At 43.6% G+C, this 25,407-nt stretch carries 22 protein-coding genes; 17 read left to right on the forward strand and 5 right to left on the reverse strand.

Annotated elements, in window-relative coordinates; genetic code table 11:
- Positions 1 to 17 precede the first annotated feature (17 nt).
- From JEY82_RS10180 to JEY82_RS10245, 14 genes are all read left to right on the forward strand, one after another.
- Positions 18 to 1,355, forward strand: a complete 1,338-nt coding sequence (locus tag JEY82_RS10180) for a diguanylate cyclase (protein WP_304085290.1) — start codon at positions 18 to 20, stop codon at positions 1,353 to 1,355.
- A 557-nt stretch (positions 1,356 to 1,912) separates the two neighbouring features.
- Positions 1,913 to 2,290 carry an NADH-quinone oxidoreductase subunit A gene (locus tag JEY82_RS10185; protein WP_304085291.1) on the forward strand — a complete coding sequence of 126 codons (378 nt, stop codon included), beginning with the start codon at positions 1,913 to 1,915 and terminating at the stop codon, positions 2,288 to 2,290.
- Positions 2,269 to 2,805, forward strand: coding sequence for an NADH-quinone oxidoreductase subunit B (locus JEY82_RS10190; RefSeq protein ID WP_304085292.1), 537 nt, complete (start codon positions 2,269 to 2,271; stop codon positions 2,803 to 2,805). The genes JEY82_RS10185 and JEY82_RS10190 overlap by 22 nt, the downstream gene beginning before the upstream one ends.
- The gene (locus JEY82_RS10195) at positions 2,805 to 3,335 is read left to right on the forward strand and encodes an NADH-quinone oxidoreductase subunit C (protein ID WP_304085293.1); all 531 of its coding nucleotides are present in this window, start codon (positions 2,805 to 2,807) and stop codon (positions 3,333 to 3,335) included. Before JEY82_RS10190 ends, JEY82_RS10195 begins: the two co-directional genes overlap by 1 nt.
- A gap of 11 nt (positions 3,336 to 3,346) precedes the next feature.
- The gene (locus JEY82_RS10200; protein ID WP_304085294.1) at positions 3,347 to 4,498 is read left to right on the forward strand and encodes an NADH-quinone oxidoreductase subunit D; all 1,152 of its coding nucleotides are present in this window, start codon (positions 3,347 to 3,349) and stop codon (positions 4,496 to 4,498) included.
- A 17-nt stretch (positions 4,499 to 4,515) separates the two neighbouring features.
- Complete coding sequence (gene nuoH, locus JEY82_RS10205) at positions 4,516 to 5,487, forward strand: NADH-quinone oxidoreductase subunit NuoH (protein WP_092159115.1); 972 nt, start codon at positions 4,516 to 4,518, stop codon at positions 5,485 to 5,487.
- 16 nt (positions 5,488 to 5,503) lie between these two features.
- On the forward strand, positions 5,504 to 6,073 hold the full coding sequence (locus JEY82_RS10210) for a 4Fe-4S dicluster domain-containing protein (protein WP_304085295.1): 570 nt from the start codon (positions 5,504 to 5,506) through the stop codon (positions 6,071 to 6,073).
- A gap of 2 nt (positions 6,074 to 6,075) precedes the next feature.
- Positions 6,076 to 6,591, forward strand: a complete 516-nt coding sequence (locus JEY82_RS10215; RefSeq protein WP_304085418.1) for an NADH-quinone oxidoreductase subunit J — start codon at positions 6,076 to 6,078, stop codon at positions 6,589 to 6,591.
- Positions 6,588 to 6,896: an NADH-quinone oxidoreductase subunit NuoK gene (gene nuoK, locus JEY82_RS10220; RefSeq protein WP_092159109.1), complete on the forward strand. Its 309-nt coding sequence runs from the start codon at positions 6,588 to 6,590 to the stop codon at positions 6,894 to 6,896. Before JEY82_RS10215 ends, nuoK begins: the two co-directional genes overlap by 4 nt.
- Before the next feature lie 4 nt (positions 6,897 to 6,900).
- Positions 6,901 to 8,394: a monovalent cation/H+ antiporter subunit D family protein gene (locus JEY82_RS10225; protein ID WP_304085296.1), complete on the forward strand. Its 1,494-nt coding sequence runs from the start codon at positions 6,901 to 6,903 to the stop codon at positions 8,392 to 8,394.
- A 12-nt stretch (positions 8,395 to 8,406) separates the two neighbouring features.
- A complete protein-coding gene (locus JEY82_RS10230; RefSeq protein ID WP_092159105.1) occupies positions 8,407 to 8,667 on the forward strand; it encodes a hypothetical protein in 261 nt (86 codons plus the stop codon).
- Positions 8,657 to 10,429, forward strand: coding sequence for a Na(+)/H(+) antiporter subunit D (locus JEY82_RS10235; protein WP_092159103.1), 1,773 nt, complete (start codon positions 8,657 to 8,659; stop codon positions 10,427 to 10,429). The genes JEY82_RS10230 and JEY82_RS10235 overlap by 11 nt, the downstream gene beginning before the upstream one ends.
- A 15-nt stretch (positions 10,430 to 10,444) precedes the next feature.
- Positions 10,445 to 11,980, forward strand: a complete 1,536-nt coding sequence (locus JEY82_RS10240; protein WP_092159101.1) for a NuoM family protein — start codon at positions 10,445 to 10,447, stop codon at positions 11,978 to 11,980.
- Positions 11,981 to 11,998: 18 nt separating this feature from the next.
- Positions 11,999 to 13,423, forward strand: a complete 1,425-nt coding sequence (locus tag JEY82_RS10245) for an NADH-quinone oxidoreductase subunit N (protein WP_304085297.1) — start codon at positions 11,999 to 12,001, stop codon at positions 13,421 to 13,423.
- Between the two features lie 133 nt (positions 13,424 to 13,556).
- Here the strand turns inward: JEY82_RS10245 and JEY82_RS10250 are convergent, their stop codons facing one another.
- Both JEY82_RS10250 and JEY82_RS10255 read right to left on the reverse strand, forming a co-directional pair.
- A complete protein-coding gene (locus JEY82_RS10250; RefSeq protein ID WP_304085298.1) occupies positions 13,557 to 14,009 on the reverse strand; it encodes a MarR family winged helix-turn-helix transcriptional regulator in 453 nt (150 codons plus the stop codon).
- A 2-nt stretch (positions 14,010 to 14,011) separates the two neighbouring features.
- Entirely contained in the window at positions 14,012 to 14,506 is a 495-nt protein-coding gene (locus tag JEY82_RS10255) for an isoprenylcysteine carboxylmethyltransferase family protein (RefSeq protein ID WP_304085299.1), read from the reverse strand.
- Between the two features lie 242 nt (positions 14,507 to 14,748).
- Here JEY82_RS10255 and JEY82_RS10260 point away from each other — a divergent pair, with 242 nt between their 5' ends.
- Complete coding sequence (locus JEY82_RS10260; protein WP_304085300.1) at positions 14,749 to 15,357, forward strand: type I restriction enzyme HsdR N-terminal domain-containing protein; 609 nt, start codon at positions 14,749 to 14,751, stop codon at positions 15,355 to 15,357.
- A 104-nt stretch (positions 15,358 to 15,461) separates the two neighbouring features.
- Here the strand turns inward: JEY82_RS10260 and JEY82_RS10265 are convergent, their stop codons facing one another.
- Both JEY82_RS10265 and JEY82_RS10270 read right to left on the reverse strand, forming a co-directional pair.
- Complete coding sequence (locus JEY82_RS10265; protein ID WP_304085301.1) at positions 15,462 to 17,060, reverse strand: sodium:solute symporter; 1,599 nt, start codon at positions 17,058 to 17,060, stop codon at positions 15,462 to 15,464.
- Positions 17,061 to 17,216, reverse strand: a complete 156-nt coding sequence (locus tag JEY82_RS10270; RefSeq protein WP_304085302.1) for a symporter small accessory protein — start codon at positions 17,214 to 17,216, stop codon at positions 17,061 to 17,063.
- Between the two features lie 577 nt (positions 17,217 to 17,793).
- On the opposite strand from JEY82_RS10270, the gene gdhA reads away from it, so the two are divergent.
- Complete coding sequence (gene gdhA, locus JEY82_RS10275; protein ID WP_304085303.1) at positions 17,794 to 19,140, forward strand: NADP-specific glutamate dehydrogenase; 1,347 nt, start codon at positions 17,794 to 17,796, stop codon at positions 19,138 to 19,140.
- 101 nt (positions 19,141 to 19,241) lie between these two features.
- Positions 19,242 to 22,226 carry a PEP/pyruvate-binding domain-containing protein gene (locus JEY82_RS10280; RefSeq protein ID WP_304085304.1) on the forward strand — a complete coding sequence of 995 codons (2,985 nt, stop codon included), beginning with the start codon at positions 19,242 to 19,244 and terminating at the stop codon, positions 22,224 to 22,226.
- Between the two features lie 94 nt (positions 22,227 to 22,320).
- Here JEY82_RS10280 and JEY82_RS10285 read toward each other — a convergent pair whose 3' ends face one another.
- Positions 22,321 to 25,407 (reverse strand): efflux RND transporter permease subunit, encoded by a 3,087-nt coding sequence (locus tag JEY82_RS10285; protein ID WP_304085305.1) that lies wholly within the window; start codon positions 25,405 to 25,407, stop codon positions 22,321 to 22,323.

Raw genomic sequence — 25,407 nt, forward strand, 5'->3', positions numbered from 1 at the left:
TGTATTAAACGGACGTTATGGATAATCCTTTAAAAATACTCCTTGTTGATGATAATGTCGTCAATCTTATGTTACTCGATAGATTATTGCGTAACGAAGGTGCTGAGATATTCAAGGCAGTAAACGGTGAAGAGACGGTTGTACTTTGTGAAGAGCATGATTTTGCTCTCATACTTCTTGATGTTCAAATGCCCGGCATGGACGGTTATGATACCGCAAAAGCCATAAGGAGAATCGACTCATGTCGGTTAGTTCCGATAATATTTTTGACAGCTATATATAAAGATCCTGCGTATGCCCGTATGGGATACGAGGCCGGAGCTGTAGATTTTCTTACCCAGCCGATCGACCCTCCGACGTTGCGCAGTAAGGTTGGAATTTTTCTTCAATTAAAGAGGCAGAAGGATTTGCTTGAACGAGAGATTGCTCAGCGGATTAAAACTGAGAAAGCTTTACGCGTTGCAAAAGAAAAGTATCGTAATATTTTTGTTCGGGCGGTTGAGGGTATTTTCAGGTCAACTCTTGACGGCGAGTTTGTAGAGGTTAACCCTGCTCTTGCCCGGATTTTAGGATTTGATTCTCCTGAAGAAGCGTTAACTAAAGGTTGCGGATATGAGAGGTTTGCAGAACCGGAAGAAAGATTCCGTTACATTGAATTTCTTAAGCGCGATAAATATTTAAATGATTATGAAATCCAGATAAAACGCAAGGACGGAACGCTTGTCTGGATTTCAGAAAGTTCAAGTCTTTTTGAAGAGGATGGAGAGTTTTATATTGAAGGAGTTGTTGAAGATGTTACTCAGCGAAAGATATGCGAGTTGGATCTTCAGCAAAAGGCTACTCTGGATGCACTTACCGGAGTTCCTAACCGGTATTTATTTTTTGACAGGTTGGAAAGTTCAATTGCCAGCGCTCGAAGATATGGTGAAAAACTTGCATTGCTCTTTATTGATTTAGATAATTTTAAGTCTGTTAATGACCGGTTCGGGCATCATGCCGGAGATGTTTTGCTCTTGAACGTTGCTACCCGTCTTAAGTCAAGACTTAGAGCTTCTGATACTCTTGCCAGATTGGGGGGAGACGAGTTTTGTGTTTTGCTTGAAAGACCTTCCGGTAGAGATGATGTTCAAAAGGTTGCAGAGGATCTTGTGTCATGTCTTACAGATTCTTTCGATATAGACGGGATGGTTTGTAACGTAGGGGCCTCGGTAGGTATAAGTCTTTTTCCTGATGATGCTGCAATTGCTGAAGAGTTAGTACAAAAAGCTGATTCTGCAATGTACAAGGTTAAAGAGGGATCTTTTAAACGGTATTGTTTTTTTAGCAGGGATGAATGTTGTGATAATATTGAATAGTTTTATAGCGGATTGTTAGCCGTAGGTCGGGATAGTCTTGTTTTTGTTTTTGAGCTCTCACAGCATGCTGCGAGAGCTTTTTTTTGCTTTTCCTATAGATAAAATTGATAACATTGTTTTGAGAGACTTAGGCTTAAACATTATTGTGTGAAAAAATGATTTTGAAGATTTAGCCTAACACTTGGGAAAAAATAGAGGAAATTTCAAGTTGAATAACCTCCTAAATAGCTAGGTAATTGTCGAGGTGTAAAGTTATGCAGTGAATTTTTATTGCGCTTTTTTTTGGGCCCTAATTATTGTTTTTAACAGTCTGTTTTTATAGTATAAAAGTTTGTTACTTTTTTAACAAGACTTACCTGTTTAGAGAGGTTTTCAGAGGTTGTAGTCATAACGCCTTGACACTCTGAGTGGCTGGTGAGATAAACTTTAAGAAAAATAGCCCGTTTAGGTTGTTTTTATTGATTCTTTTTTTTGTGTAGCTGGTTGCGCGTAGTATTTATTTTTGTTATTTGCTCTTCCTGTGTTACTAAATACTAAAAAGTAAGCGAGGGTGAAAAATGGTATTTACTTGGCTTCAGTTAGCCATTTTTCTTTTCCTGTTGGGCGGATTGCTTTTTGCCGGGGGGCCGTTGATTCTTTCTTGGATCATTGCTCCGCGTGCTAAAGGCGGCGACATTGGAATGTCTTACGAGTGCGGTATGAAACCGCATGGTCGGGCATGGAATCAGTTCGGAATAAGCTATTACGTCTACGCTTTGCTTTTTTTGGCATTTGACGTTGATGTGCTGTACCTTTTTCCTGTTGCTGTTTGGTATCCGCATGCCGAAGGAATGATGTCATTTTATAAAGTGGCGATTTTTATGGGCGTTTTGGCTCTTGCAATAATCTATTTCTGGAGAAAAGGGGTATTCACATGGCCGAGAAAGATATCCTGACATCCGGCGGGCACCATATAGAAGATGGTCTCGTCCGGCTTCAACTTGCAGAGGATGCAATGGATATATGCAGGTCCATGTCCCTCTGGCCCATGACATTCGGACTGGCATGCTGTGCTATCGAGATGATGGCTTGCGGTATGGCCCGGTTCGATATGGCCCGTTTCGGAGCTGAGGTATTTCGTCCTTCAGCGCGGCAGGCCGATTTAATGATTGTAGCGGGAACAGTTACAAAAAAAATGGCTCCTGCGGTTGTTAGGTTGTATGAGCAGATGCCTGCTCCTAAATGGGTTATGGCTCTTGGAAATTGTGCGATATCAGGTGGTCCTTTTAAATTTAAAAATCAGTACGGCATAATTGAAGGTGTTGATAAACTGATTCCTGTTGATGTTTTCGTGCCGGGGTGCCCACCTCGTCCGGAAGCTTTGCTCGAGGGATTATTCGAAATTCAGAAAAAGGTATCTGGCAAACGTTGGTGGCCTGTTGCTGAAGCTCTTGAAAAGGAGAATGCCTAATGTCGGTGAGCGAGAAATTATTGGAATCTGTTACTCCTTTGATGGTCTACAAGTGTTCTTTTGAAAAAACCGGAATTAATTATAATGTATTTTTGTCTACAGATGATATTTCCACCGCAGCTAAAGAGATGCTCCGGAAAGAATATTACCTTGAAGACATTGATGCACTTGATGTCTCCGAAGGTTTTTTAATTACCTATCATTATGCGCGTTTCGATTCACCTGAGCGAGTGGCTCACCGGGTAATGCTTACTCATGATGAGCCAGTGGTTCCAACCATTTCAGATGTGTATCAGGGCGCTAACTGGCATGAACGTGAATGTGCCGACTTTCACGGTATAAACTTCAGTGGTCACCCCAATTTGATTCCTCTTCTCCTTGATCCCGATACTCCGCAAGGTGTCCTGCTTAAGGATGTTAAGTCCCGCATGCCTTTGCGGGATTTGATTAATCCGGGGGAGTCCATTTTTACTACTGAGGGTTTTACGCTGTTTGATGAGGTTCAGGCCGAACCCGAAGAACCGAAATAGGAAGCACAGATATGAATGCATTTCCTGAAGGCGATTTTTATACCAATCATTTCGAGAAAGGGGCCAACGAGAACACCATGATATTGAACATGGGTCCTCAGCATCCTTCCACCCACGGAGTTCTGCGGGTGATTCTCGAACTTGATGGTGAATATATTGTCCGCGCTGAGCCGGTCCTTGGCTATCTGCACCGTATGCACGAGAAAATGGCAGAGGTAAAAACATGGGTTCAGTATATGCCCAATATGGGCAGAGTTGATTACCTGCACCCTCTTGCCTGGAACCATGCGTATGTCGGAGCAGTTGAAAAACTGGCCGGAATCGAAGTTCCAGAGCGCGCTGAATTTATCAGAGTAATTACCACCGAGCTTAACAGAATTTCTTCACATCTGCTCTGGTGGGGAGCTTATCTTCTCGATCTCGGAGCTTTTACTCCGATTATGTATGCTTTTGATGATCGTGAAAGAATTATGGACATGATGCAGAAACCGACCGGATCAAGACTGACTTACAGTTCTTTCCGTATCGGTGGAGTTGTACATGATCTTGATGACGGGTTTCTCAAAGAGTGTGCTGAGTTAGTACCTTACCTGCGCAGCCGTCTACCTATCTATAAAGATCTTGTTACTGACAACATTATTCTTCGTAAGAGACTCGAAGAAGTCGGGACCATGGATAAGGATATGTGTCTACGTTACGGGGCTACGGGACCGCTGATTCGCGGAGCCGGAGTTAAGCACGATACCCGTAAGGCTGAACCGTATTCCGTGTATGATCGTTTTGATTGGGATATTCCGGTTTACAAAGAAGCTGATTCGATGGCTCGTTATATGGTTCGCATGGATGAAATTGAGCAGAGTCTGCGTATAGTTGAGCAGGCGGTGGCAATGATTCCGGAAGGCGAACATCTCATCAAAAAATCTCCGAAGCCGGCTTGGAAAGCTCCTGCCGGGGAAGCTTATTTTGCATCGGAAGGAGCCAGAGGTAAGGTCGGAGTTCATATTGTAAGTAACGGTAGTAAAACTCCTTACAGGGTTAAGCTTCGTGCTCCAGGTTTTTCAAATTTAAATCTTTTCGCTGAATGTGCGAAGGGAACGATGCTGGCTGATGCTGTTGCCATTCTTGGTAGTCTGGACATGGTAATCCCTGAAATCGACAGGTAGAGCGAGGAAATATCGATATGTCTCAAATACCCGTTGAACTGGTAAAATTACTGATTGCTCTTGTGGCGATTGCTGCTTTCGTAGGGCTGAACGGACTTGTTCTGGTTTACCTTGAACGAAAGGTGGCAGGACACATTCAGCGTAGGCCCGGACCTTTTGAAGTCGGCCCGCATGGACTTTTACAGCCTCTTGCGGATGCCGTGAAGTTGATTGGTAAACAGCTTTTCACTCCTAAAAATGCAGATGGATTCCTTTTTTGGCTGGCTCCGATTATTTCGTTTTTGCCAGCACTCTTACTTTTTGTCCCAATTCCTTTCGGTCCGGTTGCTACCGGAATGGAAATGAATCTGGGCTTGCTTTTGATTCTTGCATTTTCTGGCCTTAATGTTTTGGCTCTCTGTCTGGCAGGGTGGGGGTCTAACAATAAATATGGAGTTCTCGGGGCAGCGAGAGCAGTCGCTCAGTCGGTTGCTTATGAAATTCCGTTGTTATTGGCTGTTCTGGCAATAGCTTTCCAAACCGGAAGTTTGAATTTGTCAGAAATTGTACAGGGGCAGGGCGGCTGGCCGTGGCAGTGGAATGCAATGGTGCAGCCTTTAGCATTTATTATTTATTTTGTAAGTGCTCTCGGAGAGACAAACCGCGCTCCATTTGACCTTCCTGAAGCGGAAAGTGAACTGACAGCAGGTTTCCATACTGAGTATTCAGGCATGGGATTCGGACTGTTTTTCCTCGCTGAATATGCCAACATGATTGTTGTCTGTTCGGTTGCGGTAGCTCTTTTCCTCGGTGGATGGCACGGGCCTTTCTTTGACGGAAGCTGGTGGTTCCTTGCAAAAGTATATGTTCTCCTCCTGATAATGATCTGGCTGCGCTGGACTTTCCCCAGAGTTCGCTTTGATCAGCTTTTAAATATCAACTGGAAGTGGCTCATGCCTCTTGCATTGCTCAATTTGCTGATAACTGCCTTTGTAACCAAGCTTTCTTGAATCAGGTGGTGATATAATGACCGCAATTAAAAAGATATGGGAAAACGTCTCCGGACTTTGGAGTCTTATTGTTGGACTCAGGATTACGGGGAAGAATTTTATGGATAAGCAGATTACACTGCACTATCCGCGTGAAACAGTCAGTAAATCGCAGCTTGAAGGTTTTAGAGGACCGTTGGAACTGGTGGGTAAACCAAAAGATCCCGGTTCTCCTAAGTGTATCGCATGTATGATGTGTGTGTCAGCTTGCCCTAGTAATTGTCTAACAGTTGTTAAGGCTAAAGCTCCGGTGCTCACCGAAGAAGAACTTCAGGCTATGAAGGACGCCGAGGCTCGCGGAGAAAAAGTAACGAAGCCAAAGGCTCCTAAAGAACCGATTAAATTTATTTATGACTTTACGCTCTGTTCACTTTGTGGATCGTGCGTTGAAAACTGCGCGGTTAATTCTTTGAGATATTCCAGCAATGTGTATCTCGCTTCCACTGATCGCAATGATTTCAAGATGGATCTTCTGGCTCGTCTCGCCACGCAAGCACAGGCAAAGACGCCTCCTACGGAACCTGAAAATTCAACGAGGGAAGATTGATTATGGAACTGTTGGCTAAAATCGCTTTCGTTGTGTACACGCTGCTGGTTCTCGGCGGAGGGTGTCTTGCTGTCGGGGCGCACAGTCTGGTTCGGGCTATGGTCGGGCTTATTACTTCTCTGCTCGGTGTAGCGGGAATGTATCTGTTGATGGCCGCTCCGTTTATGGCTTTCATGCAGATACTTATCTATGTGGGGGCTGTCTGTGTACTAATCTTTTTTGCCATCATGCTTAGCAAGGCTGATGAACACGGGGTTGAATCTGGCTCTCGCAGACCCGGAAAAGCTTTGCTTTCTGCACTGGCATTTATTTCACCGGCTTTCGTAATCGGCTGGGTTGTCGTTAATTATCAACCGGAAAGTATTAACCTTCCGGTAGAAGTTCCTCTTGCTGTATTAGGTAAAGGTCTGCTTGATAATTACTCACTTGCCTTCGAACTTATTTCAGTGGTTCTGCTGGCGGCAATGGCCGGAGCGGTGCTGCTTGCTTTTGAAAAAAAAGGGAGGGCAGCTGAATGAGTCCGCTCATGATGTATCAGCTTGTAGCTCTTGGACTGCTGGCAATAGGCCTCTATGGAATTGTCTGGCGCAAGAGTTTGGTAGGGATGCTGATTTCAGTGGAATTGATGCTCAACGGAGCAGGTCTTTCCATTGTAGCAGCATCGCAATTGACCGCAGCCGATAGTGCGACAGGGCAGATAGCTACTCTTTTTGTCATGGGACTGGCTGCTGCTGAGGCTACATTAGTGCTCGCAATTATTGTGGTCGTTGCAAAACGATTCAAAAGTACTGAAACAGATGTTGTTTCAAGGCTGAAGGGTTGATCATATGACAGTTAGCAATGAATTCATCAACAGTACTCGTATGCTCATTCCGCTGGCAATTACCATGGTTGCTCCGATCCTGATCTGGCTGTTTCGTGAAAATGAAAACAGACGGGAAGCAGTTTCAGTTTGGGCCGGAGTCTTAGCATTTATTTCCGTTTTATCCATGGTTCCGGCAGTTCTTGAAGGGACAATAAGAGAATATACACTCTTCACCATTATGCCTGGCATAAATGTTTCTTTCGCAGCTGACGGACTGGCATTTGTCTTTGCTCTGGTAGCTTCACTTCTGTGGATATTCGCTACCAGTTATAACATCGGTTACATGCGAACTCTTAATGAACACGCACAGACCAGATATTACTTCTGTTTTGCCGTTGCGATTTTCGGAGCGCTCGGTGTTGCCTTTTCCGCTAATATTTTCACATTGTACCTTTTCTATGAAGTCATTTCAGTATTCACTTACCCTCTTGTAGCTCATCATCAGGATGATACTTCTTTCAACGGGGCAAGAAAGTACATGATCTACCTCATGGGTACATCAAAACTGTTTTTCCTTCCGGCAATGGTTCTTACCTATGTGCTGGCGGGAACTCTTGATTTCAATATCGGGAACATTCAGCAGGGGATCTTTCCTGCGGATGCAAACCCGACTCTCGTAACAATTACTTATGTTCTTTATATTGCCGGTCTTGCAAAGGCAGCCCTGATGCCGCTGCATAACTGGTTACCCTCGGCGATGGTTGCTCCGACTCCCGTATCAGCTCTGTTGCATGCAGTGGCAGTTGTTAAGGCCGGTGTTTTCTCGGTTTCACGCGTAATCCTTTCAGGGTTCGGTGTGGATCTTATGGACAAGCTGGGACTTGGGATGCCTACCGCATATCTTGCCGCGTTCACCATTATTACCGCTTCACTTATTGCACTAACTAAAGATGATATTAAGGCACGATTGGCATATTCAACAGTCAGTCAGCTTTCATACATTATTATCGGTGTTTCAATGCTGACGCCGGAAGCTGTTCAGGGTGGGTTGATGCATATTGCCCATCATGCCTTTTCAAAGATCACATTGTTCTTTGGAGCAGGGGCAATTTTTGTGGCAACAAATCTTAGGCTGATCAGCAAAATGGATGGACTTGGGCGACGAATGCCGTGGACTTTCGGGGCATTTGCCATTGCGTCATTATCTATGATCGGGGTTCCACCCGTCTGTGGTTTTGCAACTAAATGGTATCTGGTCAAAGGGGCTGTAACTATTGGCGAATGGGGACTTTTAATTGCACTTTTAGCAAGTACTCTTTTGAATGCCGGATATTTCGCTCCTATTATATATAGAGCGTTTTTCAAAGCTCCGGCCGCGGGTGCGAATATTGAGCAGTATAATGAAGCTCCGCTCACGATGGTTATTCCGCTATTTACTACGGCATTGATTTCCGTCTGGCTGGGCCTTTATCCCCAGACGTTTTTACAGTTTATTAACGTCTTCGGAAAATTTTAAGGAGCGTTAGGCATGAATAGCAGTTTAGGAAACTGGTTTGAAACCCAGCGCACAAAGAATCTCACAACATGGAAATGGGCATTTATTGTTTTCCTTGTTGTATTAGTGGTATTGAACGTCTTCATTCATCCACACCATCCTGAGTATGTTTATGATAAATATACTGGATTCTGGGCATTATTCGCTCTTGTAGTCTCAGTGGGAATGGTTTTTATGATGAAGGTTATTGTACAACCTTTCCTTGTGGGACCGGAGGAAGATGATGGAAATTAACGGATTTCTTCATCCGGCTGTCGCCTTTATAGCTCTGGCTATGGCGTTGCCGTTTTTCAGGGGACAACACTGGAAATGGCTGCTTCTTGTCCCGCCCATTATTGCTATTGCGGTTGTATTCACCGCAACAATGGGTAGTTTCGGGGTTATTCCTTATCTTGGAAACACCCTTATTCTGGGCAGAGTAGATAAGCTTTCCCTGGTGTTTGCGAATGTTTTTGCCATCCAATCTTTGATAGGTATGATTTATGCCTTTCATCTGAAAGATAAAGCGCATCATGCGTCAGCGGCATTATATGTCGCGGGAGCATTCGGTTGTGTATTTGCCGGAGATTATCTGACTCTCTTTATCTTCTGGGAGCTGATGGCTGTAGCCTCGACATTCCTTATCTGGCTGCATCGCACTAAAACTTCAAGCGCAGCCGGTTACAGATATTTTCTGTTCCATATGCTTGGCGGGCTGTTCCTGCTTGGCGGATTGCTGCTTAGATATCATGAAATCGGTACATTTGCGTTTTTACCTGTCGATCCATCGGCAGTTCAGTATTACGACTGGCTGATTCTAATAGGATTTTGTGTAAATGCCGCAGTTGTTCCTCTGCATGCGTGGCTGCCGGATGCTTATCCTGAAGCTACCATCCCGGGCGCGGTTTTCATGTGTGCGTTTACAACAAAAACAGCAGTTTATGTACTGGCAAGAGGGTTCTCCGGTGTATATGTACTCGCGATTGCCGGAACATTTATGGCGGTTTACGGAGTGCTTTACGCGTCTATGGAAAACAATGCGCGCAGGATTTTATCCTACCACATTGTCTCTCAGGTCGGGTACATGGTGGCCGGTATCGGAATCGGTACTGCATTGTGTTTGAACGGAGCTATCGCTCATGCTTACGCACATATCCTTTATAAAGGGCTGCTTTTCATGAGTGTCGGAACAATCCTCTTCGCAGTGGGAACGGCAGATCTTGATAAGCTCGGCGGTCTGGTCGGTAAGCTTCCTTGGCTGGTCATACTCTATATGGTCGGGGCGGTTTCCATTTCGGGAATGCCGTTCTTCAATGGTTTTATCAGTAAAACCATGACCATAACAGGTGCGGCTGAGTCTCATAATACATTAATTGCGATAGGGCTTGAAATTGCCGCGGTCGGTACGTTCCTTTCGGTGGGTATTAAGTTGCCGTATTTTGCTTTCTTCCATAAGCCGGCAAAGACAGAACTTAAGCTTAATCCAATTCCTAAGAATATGTACGTAGCCATGGCAATTGCAGCGACACTTTGTTTCGCACAGGGTGTTTATCCGCAGATGCTTTATTCACTGCTTCCATTCCCTGTGGAATATACTCCTTACACTCCATGGCATTTGTTGCAGTCAGCAATGCTGCTTGCATTCACAGGCGCAGGATTCTGGATCATGAGAAAGGTTATTGTTCCTCATCATGGCAGAAATCTGGATTTCGATAAGCTTTACAGGTGGATCGGAAATACCGGAATTAAGGTTGTGTGTCGTCCTGTCGCATGGGTGGATTCAGTCTGGACCACTGTTTACAGAGTGATCGGACTTAGAGCTCTTATGGACTTCGCAGACGGATCATCATGGTTCGACCGCAAAGGGATAGATACGGTTGTGGATGGAACTGCTTATACGGTAAGAAATATCGGCAGGACCGGTGCTAAGATACAAACCGGACGAATACAGGATTACCTTGGTATGGCTGTATTTTTCGCGCTGTGTATCTACGGACTTGTCTGGTACTTTGGATAAATTGGAGAGATCTAAATGCAAGAAGTAGCTTATCCGGTTCTGACCAGCCTCGTATTCTTCCCGCTTTTGGCGGCCTTCGGACTGTTTTTCTTCCGGGGAGATTCCGCAGTACGGATTTATACGCTGATTGTGTCAGTCATAGAACTCATGCTTTCTTTCCCTCTTTTCACTAACTTTAAATTAGGCTCGGCAGAGTTTCAGTTTGTGGAAAGAATACAGTGGGTGAAGCAATGGGATATTGAATATTATCTTGGAACGGACGGCATCAGTTTTCTTATGGTTATACTGACTATCGCTGTTCTTCCCTTATGTGTGCTCTGTTCGTGGAGCTATATACAAACAAGGGTTAAAGAATTTCACTTCTGTCTGCTGTTTATGACAGCGGCTTGTGTGGGAGTCTTTACCTCTCTTGATCTGGTTTTATTCTATGTGTTCTGGGAAGCGATGCTGATACCTATGTATCTGCTCATCGCTGTATGGGGCGGACCGGAGAAGAAATATGCTTCTCTCAAGTTCTTCCTTTACACACTTGCAGGTAGTGCTCTGCTTCTGGTTGCGATTGTTGCATTCAGAGTCGTGGGCGGAACATTTGCAATACCCGAACTGATGGAAAAAACATTCTCATTCGGTTTCCAGTTCTGGGCTTTTCTGGCTCTTGCCTTGGCATTCGCAATCAAGGTTCCCATGTTTCCTTTTCATACATGGTTACCCGCTGCGCACGTTCAGGCTCCGACAGCGGGTTCAGTTATTCTGGCGTCAGTTCTGCTTAAAATGGGAACTTACGGTTTCTTGAGATTCAATCTGCCGCTAACTCCGGCAGCGAGTGAATATTTTGCTCCTATGATGATCGCGTTTTCCATAGCTTCAATAATCTATGGCGGAGCGGTCGCACTGGGACAAAATGACATTAAAAAAGTTATTGCTTACTCTTCTGTGAGTCATATGGGTTTTGTCACTCTGGGTATTTTCCTTTTCAACCTTCGCGGGCTTGAAGGGGCACTTTTCCAGATGCTTAACCATGGTATCGTAACCGGTGGTCTCTTTATGATGATCGGGGCGATTTATGAACGCAGTCACAGTAGAGATATTTACGACAACCTCGGTCTCGGAAAATATATGCCTGCATATATGGGGTTCTGGGGACTGTTCGCACTGTCCTCATTCGGTTTCCCGGGAACTAATAGTTTCGTTGGTGAAATGTTGGTTTTCATCGGAGCCTTTGAGAAGAGCCCATGGATCGGAGCTATGATTGTTCCCGGTGCTATGATTGCCGCCGCTTACATGCTTCGTATTTCGCTTAAGCTTGCATGGGGCAGACCTTCAACCTGGAAAGGGTGGAAGGATTTAAATCTGCGTGAGTGGACTTATCTTGCGATTCCGGCTGTGTTTGTCTTTTATATCGGTCTTGCTCCGGGGCTCACTTTCAGAGTTATGGATGCCTCTCTTATTAAGTTGCAGAATGATGTCCATACCAAGGCTCAGGCTGTCAATATTGAAGATGAGAGACCGTTGGAAATGGCTTGGAACTCCATCAAGAACATAGTCAAATAAACAACTGGAGAGACTGAAGTGACTTTCAATCCGAATCTGATTTTACCGGAAATCTACCAGTTTCTTGTTATTGCCTTGCTTTTTATTCAAAGCATAGGCACCGCCAAGATGCGTGTTAAAGTCGGGCCGTGGCTTCCAATGGCCGCAGCTTTAGGCGTGGTGGTCGCGGTTGTGTCTGTTGGAGCGCAAGGTCTTGTTTTCTGGGATTCATATCGTGTTGACCATTTATCCCAGTTTTTTAAGGCCGCCATTGCCATAGGTTTTTTTATAACGGTTCTCAATGCCTCACGGCAGCCTACTCTGGATAAAGAAAAGACCGTAGATTACTTCTTGTTCCTCGCACTCAGTGCATGGGGACTTATGCTCTTATCTTCCGGAGTAGAGCTTATTACTATGTATCTCGCTTTGGAACTTTCCTCTTACAGCCTTTACGCACTCATTGCTGTGCGGGCTAAGAGTAAAGATGCAGCCGAAGCCGGTATTAAATACATTCTGTTCGGAGCAGTGGCTACAGCCCTTGCTTTATACGGATTATCTTACATTTTGGCTGGAATGCACACCACTTATCTTAGTGAATTGGTCAAGGCGGATTGGAGCTTTGCAGCTTCTCCGATGGCTGTCACAGGTATGGCGTTGTTTCTTGCCGGAATGTTTTACAAGCTTGCATTGTTTCCGTTTCACTTCTGGTGTCCTGATGTTTATGAGGGCGCAAGTAATGAAACCGCAGCGTTTGTTGCAACTCTGCCGAAGCTAGGTGCAATTGTTGTTTTGATCCGTCTGGCTACAATGTTTAAGCCCGGCTACGATATAACAACCATGCTGGCAGTGCTTGGTGCGCTGTCCATGACATTCGGTAACCTTGCCGCGCTGGTGCAGACCGACGTAAAAAGGATTCTCGGTTATTCGTCTGTCGCTCACGCCGGTTACATTATGATCGGTCTGGTTTCAGGAACTTCCGAAGGTCTGGCTGCCGCAAGCTTTTATGCTTTGGCATATGTAGCAATGAACCTGACTTGTTTCTGGGTAGTCAGCAGAGTAGCTGTTGACGGTCGTAACTTGAAACTTAAGGATTTGGACGGGTTGCACAAACGTGCTCCTGCTCTTGCCTTTGCGCTTGCGGTCGGAGCTTTTGCTCTCGTAGGTTTGCCACCGATGGCAGGATTTATGGGTAAGCTGTTCCTCTTCTCCGCAGGTTGGAATCACGGTTACAACTGGCTGATCATTATTGCGGGTCTTAATACCGCGATTTCGATCTATTACTACTTAGGTCTTGTTCGCCATGCTTATACCAAGGATGCCGAGGATGATGTTCCGTTGCCTGACACTTCACCATTCAGTCTTGTAGGCGCAGGTCTGCTTTCCGTGCTGGTGTTGGCTTTAGGACTTATGCCTTCAGGTGTTTTTGATTTAGCTTTAAGCGCCGGAGGATCACTCCTGCCATAAAAGGGAAGTGATTATTGAATTGGATTATTATCCTCCGTACATCTGATGGTGTACGGAGGATTTTTTTTAATTGAATTTAATGTAAATGTGGATGCAACGGGATAAAATAAATTGATTGCTATACATGTATCTTTCACGCGTTCTTGTTATTTATTTTCACCCGGATGGACGCAAGCAATTCGTAGGCTGCTTTGACTCTGGTTGCTTCCATATCAGGTAGTATCTTCTGGATGATGTTTTCTTCATTTTCGCGGACCTGATTCAATACATCCCGGCCATGTTCGGTAAGTTTCAGAAGTTTGGAACGCTTGTGGCGTGGGTTTTCCTGAAACTCAATCATGTTTTGTTTTTCTAGCTCATTGATCGCAGTCTGCACAAACTGGCGCGATATTTTCATGGCGTAAGCTATGTCTGGGACGGTTGCCTGACCAAGTTCTAAAAGGGTGTTTGCCAGCCTGACTTGAGAGGTTCGCATACCCGCTTTTTCATGAACTTCGTCCACTACTTCGGACAAAGTTGATTGCAGGTTGAATATCTCTTTGAATAACGTGTGTAAGGTAGCACCAGTAGCGTTTTTTTCAGTCATGATTAAAGCCATTTACGTACGTATTTGCAATATGTTTTAAATTCTGTGCCAAAAGTTCTGAGAAGGTATGCTTCTTCTTTGGGGATTACATAGAATGAAAGATACAGAGTCATCGGTAAGGCAGAAACTAGCATCCACACACTATCAACGGCAATGCCTAATCCCAAAAGTATAGCAATAAATCCTACATACATTGGGTTGCGGCTGTATTGGTGTGCTCCGTCTGTTACTAATTGTGACGCGGGCATGTCAGTGGGAACGTTGACTCCCAGAGACTTGAAACGGGCATGTCCCCACATCATGAAAGATATACCAGCCGCTATGATGATTATGCCGGTAATCAACAATGCTAGCCAGTTCTCGGGCATAATATGGCACGTGAAAAAAATATTAAGTGTGATGCCGTTGATTAGACAGCAGAAGAAAATGGATGGTGGCATTATTTTTACGCCGGCGGAGTCAGTTTCAGGAACGTTAGGTATGGCTTGCTTTGTCATTGTAATCTCCTTGATGTGTGTTTTAAGCAATATGTCGGAATGACAATCTAATTGTCAAGATGTAAATTAGGTTGTCAATAATAAAAGTTTTAACGATTTGTATTTTAAGTTTTTTGATTTGTAATTACTCTTGATCAGGATAAGGTTTTTTTGTGAGGATGGTTGCAATAGAACAAAATATGCTTATATATATTAGTAATGTGAATTTAATTTAGCTGTGAAAATATATTATGGAGGCTGGAATGCACGAAGTCAGTATGGGCGGAACTCTCAGAGATTATTTAAGCGGAGAGGAAATAGTTGAGACGACTTACGAAGAATTCAGGCAGACTCTGGCTAAGATTCTTGTTGAAGAGCACAGCTATCCTAAGGAATCTCTAAAGGCTAAAGTAGACCTGTGTTTTAATATTGACGGCGAAGAGATGTGCCGGACTATTGATCTGGTTATATATGACACAGAAGGGGCCCCGATTCTCATGGTAATGTTTTGTGCCGGAGATGTGGGGAGTTATGAGCGTGAGGCTGTCTGTGCCGGTAAGCTTCTTCAAGGTGGACCTGTTCCATACGTAATCATAAGTGATTCAATGGATGCTTTTTTATTAGATGCTATTTCAGGTAAAACTATTGCTCACGGTATGAGATCCGTCCCGGATTATAAAGAGCTTCTTTCTATGGTTGAAGGATATAAAAGAGAACCTTTACCCGCAGAAAGAAGGGCGAAGATTGAGAGAATTTTTTATACTTACACCGGATTTTTACAAGGCACATGTTGCAGTGACTCTTGTTCTTTGCCTCCAATTAGAAAAATTGAATTGAAGAAAATGCCTAAAGGTAAAAATATGAAAAAGTAAGAAAATTATTTAATACTTTATACAAAAAAGGTCCGAATTTTTGCTGATGCAGAAATTCGGACCTTTTTTGTTACATTAAGTTAGAGAAGATAAAATCTTAAAGCTTATATGTTGCTCCAGCAAAGCTTCAGGTGCTCCTTGTCTATTTTGGTAGTAATGAATGAGACTCCAATTGCTAAAATGAGAGATATCGGAAGCGCAACCACGTTGGGGTCGACCCATTGAAGCAACCATATCCATGAGCCTTTTGTCGCATTGGTGACGAGAGTCGGCTGCCCGAATAATGTCTGACAAAGACCTATCGGTACTGCTTCTTTAGCGTGAACAAAAAGCAGCCAGAACATTGAGGCACTGAATCCGCCGACTAAAGATACTTTTGCGGCTTTCTTTGTCATTCCTTTCCAGTAAAGGCCTAGAAGATAAATAGGCAGGAAGGACGCGGCACACAGGCCGAAGAAGAAAGCAGTCGCTCTTGCAATGATGGACGGAGGAAGAACCCATGCCCATGCAATAGCGGCAAGGAGCGTTATGGATACGCCTATGCGGGTTATTTTAACTGATTTTTCACTGGAAACTTTAACGAATCTTTCAAAAAAGTCTCTTCCCAGCGCTGTTCCGCCTACGTGGTACTGAGATGAAAGGGTAGACATACCCGCAGCAAGCATTGCCAGCAGGAAGAGTGATGAGAACCACGGAGGCATCATCTGTTCAATATACATTGGAATAATTTTATCCATGTTGCCGCCTGCAACGGCAATAGATATTTTTCCGACAGATTTGTAAAAAACAGCATTAGAAAGTGCTCCGACAGTAAAAGCAACACCTGTCATCAGCGGAATGAAAATACCGCCGTAAAGAACAGCACGGTTAAGTTCGCGGTCGGATGGAACGGTCATAAATCTTACTGCAAGCTGTGGCTGTGCCAGAACTCCGACACCGACACCGTAAACAATGGTGGTGTATATTACGAGCCAGAGCGGGGTTCCGAATCTGGCTCCTTGCGTCCAGCCGATCATGCCGCCTTTCACAAGTTTTTCCGGCATCAGATTAACCATGTCAGTAAGAGTTTGATGTGCTTCAGTCACGCCGCCGAGCATTACATATGTTGAAATGACAAGTATGAGCATCATTACCGCCATAATAACACCTTGAAAAGCATCGGTATACATTACAGCTTTCATGCCGCCTGTAACAACGTACATGGCAAGGATAATACTGATAATGATCAATGCCGCTCCGTAAGGAATGCCGAATGAAATTTCCATCATACGTGAAATTCCAATGAGGACGGCTGCCGCATAAATGGGAATGAATAGAAAAATAATTCCGCCGGCAAAGCCTTGAATAAATCTTGAATCGTAACGCCTGCCGAGCAGCTCGGGAAAGGTGTGACTCTCGAGGGCAAGTCCCATGCGCCGGGTTCTTTTACCAAAGAATACCATCGCAACAAAAACTCCTATGACAATTGTGGCAAGTGTAAGCCATAGAAGGGGGAAACCGAACAGTCCCGCCGCTCCGCCGAACCCTATAATGGCAGAAGTGGAAACAAACGTTGCTCCGTAAGACATTGCCATGATGAAAGGATTCATCTGTCTGCCTGCAAGCATGTAATCTGTGGACTTTTTGGTGGACTGCCAGCCTTTGAATCCAAGGTAGAAAATTACTGCGAGGTATATAACGATAATTACTATTTTGGTGATCATTTATTTATCCTCAACCTTGATATCAATTACTTTAGCAGTCGCATCGGGCTTACCTTTTTTATTCCAGTTGATAATGCCGTAAGCAACGCAGCCAAGCGCTGCCAGCAAGCAAAGCCAAAAAACTAATACTATTTCAATACTTCCTAAACCTAACATCAGACACCTCCAAAATGTTAATTTTGTAAAAACAGGATTGTTTTAAAAAAAAATCCCAGTTGGGGCAGCAAGCTTTTGGTGGGCTGGAGACAAAAAAAAGGCCGCCAGCGTTAAGCTGCGGCCTTGTGTGAAACTCTTTTATTTGCTTTTACGCGAGTGAACACCACCAGGCCACAGGGCTGGTAAATATAAAATAAGAATAAAAGAAAAATATTGATAGCTGGGTGTTCATTGACTTTATCAGTAATTGAGTAATTACTTTTTGTCAATGTGCTGGTTTTAATTTCGATAAATGTGTAATGGGGATAGGAAGCTATCAAGCCGATTGAGTAAATTGTCTAAATAATGCGACTTGTTGGTTATATGATGAAAAGTTAAGTGGTTGTTATTACTGTTTTTAATGATTAATACTGAGTGAGGGATGGCTGTTACGTAAATGTAAAAATAATAATAATAAATTTAGTCTTTTTTTCAAAAGATGTATGGACTTAGCACGTTAGTGATGAAATAAATAAAATAATTTTATGAGCTGAGTTCTTTTTTATCAACGTTCAAGGATTATGAGGAGGCTTTAAGAATGGATATATTGGAATTGATTAAAAACAGAGATCCTAATGAAAGAGAATTTCATCAGGCTGTAAGCGAAGTCGTGGATTCTATCAAACCTGTTTTGGATCGTAATCCTGAGTATCGCAGTGCACGTATTCTTGAACGTATTGTTGAACCTGAGCGTGTAATAATGTTTCGCGTTCCCTGGGTTGATGATGATGGCGATGTGCATGTTAACCGCGGTTTTAGAATTGAGATGAACAGTGCAATCGGACCTTATAAAGGCGGTCTTAGATTTCACCCTTCAGTCAATCTCGGTATTTTGAAATTTCTTGCTTTTGAGCAGGTATTTAAAAACTCACTTACTTCTCTCCCTATGGGGGGCGGTAAGGGCGGTTCTGACTTTGACCCTAAGGGCAAATCAGATATGGAAGTTATGCGCTTTTGTCAGAGTTTTATGATGGAACTATGCCGTCATATCGGTCCTGATACTGATGTACCTGCTGGAGATATCGGAGTCGGCGCTCGTGAGATCGGTTTCCTTTTCGGTATGTATAAAAAAATCCGTAATGAGTTTACCGGTGTTTTGACTGGTAAAGGTCTTAATTGGGGCGGTAGTTTGGTTCGTCCTGAAGCAACTGGTTATGGCGCTGTTTATTTTGCAGCTGAAATGCTTGATACCAAAAGTAAGACTTTAGACGGAACTGCCAGTCTTGTTTCCGGTTCTGGGAACGTTGCTCAGTTTGCAATGGAAAAACTCATTGAACTGGGAAGCAAGCCCATAACTTTCTCTGATTCTTCCGGTTATATTTATGATGAAAAAGGCGTAGATCGTGAGAAGCTTGATTTTATCATGAATCTCAAAAATGTTAGACGTGGACGCGTCAGCGAATATGCCGATAAATATCCGGAAGCAGTATATACTCCGGTTAATCCTGACGCTGGTTTTAATCCTCTCTGGAACCATAAAGCAGATTGTGCTTTCCCTTGTGCCACTCAGAATGAAATTAATGATAAAGATGCCGCACATATGGTAGCAAATAAAGTTAAAGTCCTTTCTGAAGGTGCCAATATGCCTACTACTCCTGAGGGTGTAGAATTATTCCTTAATAATGGACTGCTTTACGGTCCTGGAAAGGCTGCTAATGCCGGTGGTGTTTCTGTTTCAGGGCTTGAAATGAGCCAGAACAGCATGCGCCTTGGCTGGTCGAGAGAAGAAGTAGATCAGAGACTCAAGGCTATTATGAAGAATGTTCATAAGACTTGTAAAGAAACAGCTGATCAATACGGAACACCGTTTAATTATGTAAATGGTGCTAACATAGCCGGTTTCGTAAAAGTTGCGGATGCAATGCTTGATCAAGGTATTGTATAGTTAATTATTGTTTTTTAGTATAATTACACCCTAAGGGCGGATTGCGTTTTTCGCTTTTCGCCCTTTTTTAATGAAATAATTTTAATTCGGGTGGGAATTCTATGGAAAGCAGGTTGATGTTTACTGGTAATCAAGGGCGAAAGTTCAGTCTTTATCATGATCTTATGAAAATAAAGGTCAAAGAGATTCTTTTGATTTCCAGCCCATATGATGCCTGGGTTATGGAGGAAGACAGCAAGATCTCCGAAAGAATAGTCAGTGAATACCGGGGACTCAATCTCAGCCGCCCGCCACGGCTTACATGGGTTTCAAACATTGATGAGGCCCTTGAGATTTTGGAGCCTGATTCTTTTGATTTAGTTATTATTATGCCTCATCTTTCAAACATGGACTGCTTTGATATGGGGTTGAGAATTAAGGAAAAAGTTCCCGGAATTCCCGTGGCATTGCTTAGCCACAGGCAGGTCGAAGTTGCTGAAGGAGGGGTGCTCGGTGGTGTCGACAGGCAGTTCGTCTGGTCCGGGGATGCTGAATTGCTGGTGGCGATGGTCAAAAATCTTGAGGACTTGCTTAATGTTGAGCATGATACGCTGTCAGTCGGAATTCGGGTAATTATTGTAGTTGAAGACTCACCTCGTTATTTAGCTTCTTTTCTGCCTATTTTATACAAGGAACTTGTCAGGCAGACTCAGGCTCTTCTGGAAGAAGGACTTAATTCGGAACATCGTCTTTTGACCATGCGCGCCCGTCCTAAAATACTTACAGCGCAGACATATGAAGAAGCTTTAGAGCTTATCAAAAAGTATGGACCGTATATTCTGGGTGTTATTTCTGATGTCAGGTTTCCTAGAAATGGCAAGCTGGATGGGAGTGCAGGCATTGATCTGTTGAAAGATGTTAAAGCGCACAGGGAGGATATCCCGTTACTTCTAGCCAGTAATGAACCTGCAAATGAATCTAGGGCCGAAGAAATACCTGCCTATTTTGTTGATAAAAACTCACCGGATTTGATGTCTGAAGTTCGGAACTTTGTGACAGAGCATCTTGGTTTCGGTGACTTTGTTTTCAGAGATCTTGAAGAAAATGAAATAGCCAGAGCATCCAGTTTATATTCTTTAGAAAAAACACTCCGCAATATTCCTCACGATATTTTCATAAGGCACTGTGAAAGAAATGATTTTTCACGTTGGTTTTACGCCAGAACGGAGATCAGGCTTGCTAATAAAATCAGACCATTAAAAGATAAAGATTTTCCAAATATCGAAGCTCATCGACAGTACATGATGTCTCTTATTGCTGCTCGTCGTACACGTCGTCAGCAGGGCGTGATTGTTTCATTTAATCCTAAGGATTTTGATCCGCAGACGGAGTTTTTGAAAATAGGTTCCGGCTCACTCGGTGGAAAAGCAAGGGGGTTGGCTTTTATTCAATCGATGCTGAATCGTAATTCATGGATACATGAAAAGCATTCAGAAATGAAAATAATTGCCCCGAAGACTCTGACTATCGGAACATCCGGGTTTGATGATTTTATGGAAATGAACAGTCTGTTTTATCTCGCTTCTGCTGATATTGACGATAAGCAGGTCGCGCAGCTCTTTTCAGATGCTTTCTTTCCCGGTTGGATTGAAGCGCAGCTCTGGGCATATTTGAAGGAAGTTAAGTATCCACTCTCAGTTCGTTCATCCAGTTTACTTGAGGATGCTCAGTATCAGGCATATGCCGGACTTTACAGCACATACATGATTCCAAATGATAATGGGGATTTGGAAAAAAGGCTTGAGCAACTGGTCGGCGCAATTAAACTTGTGTGGGCTTCTACTTATTACAGGGCTCCTAAATCTTTTTCTCAGCGTGTTAATCAACGCACTGACGAAGAAAAAATGGGCGTAATTATTCAGCAGGTTGCAGGACAGCAATATGGAGATTATTTTTTCCCAGCCATTTCCGGGGTGGGGCAGTCTTACAATTATTATCCTTTCGGAAAGATGAAACCTGAACACGGTGTTGCAACTATAGCTATGGGAATTGGTAAATCCGTTGTGGATGGTGAGCAGTGTATTAGATTTTCACCTCGTTACCCTAATATTCTACCCCAATGCCCAACATTAGCCGATTCACTTAAAAATGCTCAGACTCGTTTTTACGGGCTTAAACTGGATCGAGGTCAAGATATTGATATTCACGGGGATGCAAATTTAGAAAGATTAAATATTGCTGATTTTGAAGATATTGCGCCCGTACGGATGCTAGCTTCAACTTATCAGGCGCAAGAGGGTAGAATTAGAGACACCGCAGCTATCCCGGGCCCTAAAATTATTTTGTTTGCACCTGTTTTGAAACATAAATCAATACCTCTTTCAGCTGTTTTAAAGGATGTACTTCTTATTGCTGAAAAAGGTATGGGCGGTCCTGTCGAGGCAGAGTTCTGCATAAATATGTATGAGGATGGCCGGCTGCCTGAGTTTAATCTTCTTCAACTAAGGCCCATGAGTGCCAGAGCTGATCTTAATCAAGTTAACATTACTGATGAAGATTTAAAAAATGCAGTTTGTATTTCGAGTCATGCTTTGGGAAATGCGGAAAAAAATGATGTTGAGGATATTTTGTTAGTTCGGCCGGACTCATTTGATGTTGCAAAAACTCGTGAGATTGCAATGGAAATTTCTAAGATGAACGGGAAGCTGATCGGGATGAAACGTAAATATATTCTTTCGGGTCCTGGCCGGTGGGGATCAGCTGACCACTGGCTGGGTATTCCTGTTGAATGGCCCGATATCTCAGGAGTTTCAGCTATTGTAGAAACGTCTACTGAAACTCTTAAAGTAGAGCCGTCGCAGGGATCACATTTCTTTCATAACATCACAACGCTGGGTATTAATTATTTTATGGTTTCTGATAAAGAAGATAATTTTATGAATTGGGAATGGTTTGCAAAACAGCCTGTAATTGAAGAAGGAAAATTTGTCAGTCATTTAAGAGTACCTGTGTCGATGGTTCTTAAAGTGGATGGCAGAAGTTCGCAGGGAGTGATTCTTCCGGCAAAGGGAAGCAGTGATTATTGTTTGCTTGGTAAAGGGGATTAATTGTAAATTCTTTTTTTGCAGAGTTGATAATAGTAGAAGCGGTGAAAGTCATAATGGCTTTCACCGCTTCTTTTTTAATGTTTGTTTTTAGATCTTATTTGTCGTGTTTATGCGGGATACCCAAAAGATCACGTTTGGCCCTGCCGCGTTCATACAACCATTTTTGGAAGGTATCCATGTATGTATAGAATACTGGTGTCAGGTAGAGTGTTACAACTTGTGAAAGTACAAGTCCGCCGACGATTGCAAGCCCCATAGGCTGTCTAGCTTCCGCTCCTGCGCCTAATCCCAGTGCGATAGGCATGGCTCCTGCGATTGCAGCAACAGTTGTCATCATGATCGGTCTAAACCTTTCAAGTGATCCTTTTATTGCCGCTTCTTCAGGAGACAGGTTCTCTGCTTCCTCCGCTTCAAGGGCAAAGTCGACGACCATAATTGCGTTTTTCTTAACAATACCGATAAGCATGATAATACCTACGATTCCGAAAAGGTCGAGGTCCTTGCCGAACAGTGTCAGGGTTAAAAGTCCGCCGATGGCTGCCGAAGGAAGACCTGAGATAATCGTGATCGGTTGTATCCAGCTTTCATAAAGAATGCCCAGAATTATGAAGATGATGAATATAGCAATGATCAATAGGAAGAATACACTGCTCATTGATTTCTGGAATTCATCAGCCGTACCTTCAAAGTTTGAAACGACTGTGTCCGGTAACGTGTCCAGAGCCAGTGAGTTGATTGCTGTCGTTGCATCACTTAGTGAAAATCCGGGAGCAATATTAAATGAATAGGTTACAGACGGCAGCATGCCGGTATGGTTAACCTGCATCGGCCCCGGTTTTTCTTCAAAAGTGGCAATGTTATCAAGGCGGACAAGTTGCCCGTCTTTGTTGGCAATATACAACTTCATGAGATCTCTTGGATCTTTTTTATTGGATGGAATAACTTCCAGAATAACCCAGTACTGATCTGTGTCGCCGTAAATTGTGGAGACCTTTCGTTCTGAGTAAGCGGAGTTAAGGGTGTTTTCGATGTCGTGGGCGGTAACTCCGTAATATGAGGCTTTGTCTCTGTCTATTTTTACCCATAATTCAGGATTGTTATCCAGCAGGTCTGAGTTAACTCCGGTCAGGAAAGGGATTTGGTGCAAAGCCATTTCAAACTTGGGAGCTATTTCAAAAAGTTCCATCTGGTCGGGAGCTTGAATAGTATACTGATACAAGTTCTTTGACGTTTTAGCAGTAAGCCTGATCATGGGTGGATTCTGAATCCAGACCATAATTCCCGGGTTCTGATTCAGTTTCTGCATTAAAGAACGTGCAACTTCATCCGCTGTCATTTTACGGTCATGCGGTTCGACAAGCATCGGGAAAATGTAGCCCTGATTAAGAACCGGTGCCCCTGCAACAATAATGACATGTTTTATGTTTTCGTCCGCTGCCAGTATAGGCTCAAGTCCTTTGATATGCTCCTTCATGGAATTGTATGAAATACCCTGCTTGCTTTGTGCAAAACCCTGACAGTAACTCATGTCATCTGTGGGCAGAAATCCTTTCGGAATAATCATAAAGAAGTGGATAGTTGCAAGCAGAATTAGTCCTGCGGCGCCCATCGTCATACGGCGATGACGCATGACAAAGTGAAGCGAGCGCTCATAATTGCGCAGTAGGAAGTCATTAAATTTATCAGACCCGGAGAGTTTGCTGCCCGGTTTAAGAAGTCTGCTTGCGAGCATAGGTGTCAAAGTCAGCGAAACCACGCCCGAAGCAAGGATTGCAACTGTGATTGTCATGGCGAATTCATGTAGAATGCGGCCGATAATACCGGACATGTACATTAGCGGGATAAAAACTACCGATAATGATAAAGTCATCGAAACAATGGTGAAGGTTATTTGCTTGGCTCCTTCAAGAGCCGCGTAATATGGCTTTTTACCCATCTCCAGATGCCGGACAACGTTTTCAATCATGACGACAGCATCATCGACAACAAATCCGACAGAGAGTGTGAGTGCAAGCAGTGACAGGGTATCCAGTGAATACCCCAGCACATACATTATTGCGAAGGTGAAAACAATGGAGACAGGGACCGCCACTGCTGCAATAAGTGTTGCAGATATATTTCTGAGAAAAAAGAAAATAACGCAGATAACGAAAAAGACAGCTAGCAGCAGAGTGACCTGAACATCATCAACGGCTTCTTTAATGGGGATTGAACGGTCATAAAGAACGTCCATATCTATTCCGGCAGGAATCTGCTGACGAATGGTCGGAAGCATTCCTAAAATAGTTTTACATACTTGAATGGTGTTTGAACCCGGCTGTTTCTGGATTGCGATAATAACGGCTCGTTTGCCGTTAACCCATGATCCGGATTTATCGTCTTTAATAGAGTTTACTACAGTTCCGACATCTGACAAACGTACTGTCCTGCCGTCTTTAGATTCGAAAATCATCGGCAAAAATTCTTCAGCGGTTTTCAACTGGCCTGTGGCTTCAATTGTTACGGATTGGAGTTTGTTGTCTAATGTTCCTACAGGTTCTTTTACATTTTGCTCGGCAACAGCCTGACGTACTGTATCAATATTAATGCCTCTGGCGGCGAGCTTTTCAGGATCAACCCTAACCCTTACTGCAAGCTTTGATTCTCCGTAGATGACAACTTTAGATACGCCGTTAACCATAGAAATGGTGTCGGTAAGGAATGTTGTGACATATTCATTTACCTTATAAATAGGTAAAGAATCAGACCACAGCGCCATATAGAGAATAGGGTCATCAGCCGGGTTTACTTTTTCATAATAAGGTTGCTGAGGCAGATCAGACGGTAGATCTCCACTGGCTCGTGAAATCGCAGCCTGTGTATCGGAAGCCGCTCCGTCAATGTTGCGGTCCAGATCAAACTGAAGTGTTACAAGGGTTTTACCGAGAGAGTTGATGGAACTCATGCTGCGGAGACCCGGCATTGATGTAAATTGTTTTTCAAGCGGGGTGGCTACAGACGCAGCCATCGTTGACGGGCTTGCACCGGGAAGTGTTGCCGTTACCTGAAGTGTAGGGAATTCTACAGCGGGAAGATAACTGACAGGTAATTTAAAATAGCCGACAATTCCAAAAAAAACCATGGCAATGACCACAAGGACGGTCATAACCGGGCGTTTAATAAATAGTTCTGTTACATTCAT

This window comes from Maridesulfovibrio ferrireducens (assembly GCF_016342405.1).
Taxonomy (GTDB): domain Bacteria; phylum Desulfobacterota; class Desulfovibrionia; order Desulfovibrionales; family Desulfovibrionaceae; genus Maridesulfovibrio; species Maridesulfovibrio ferrireducens_A.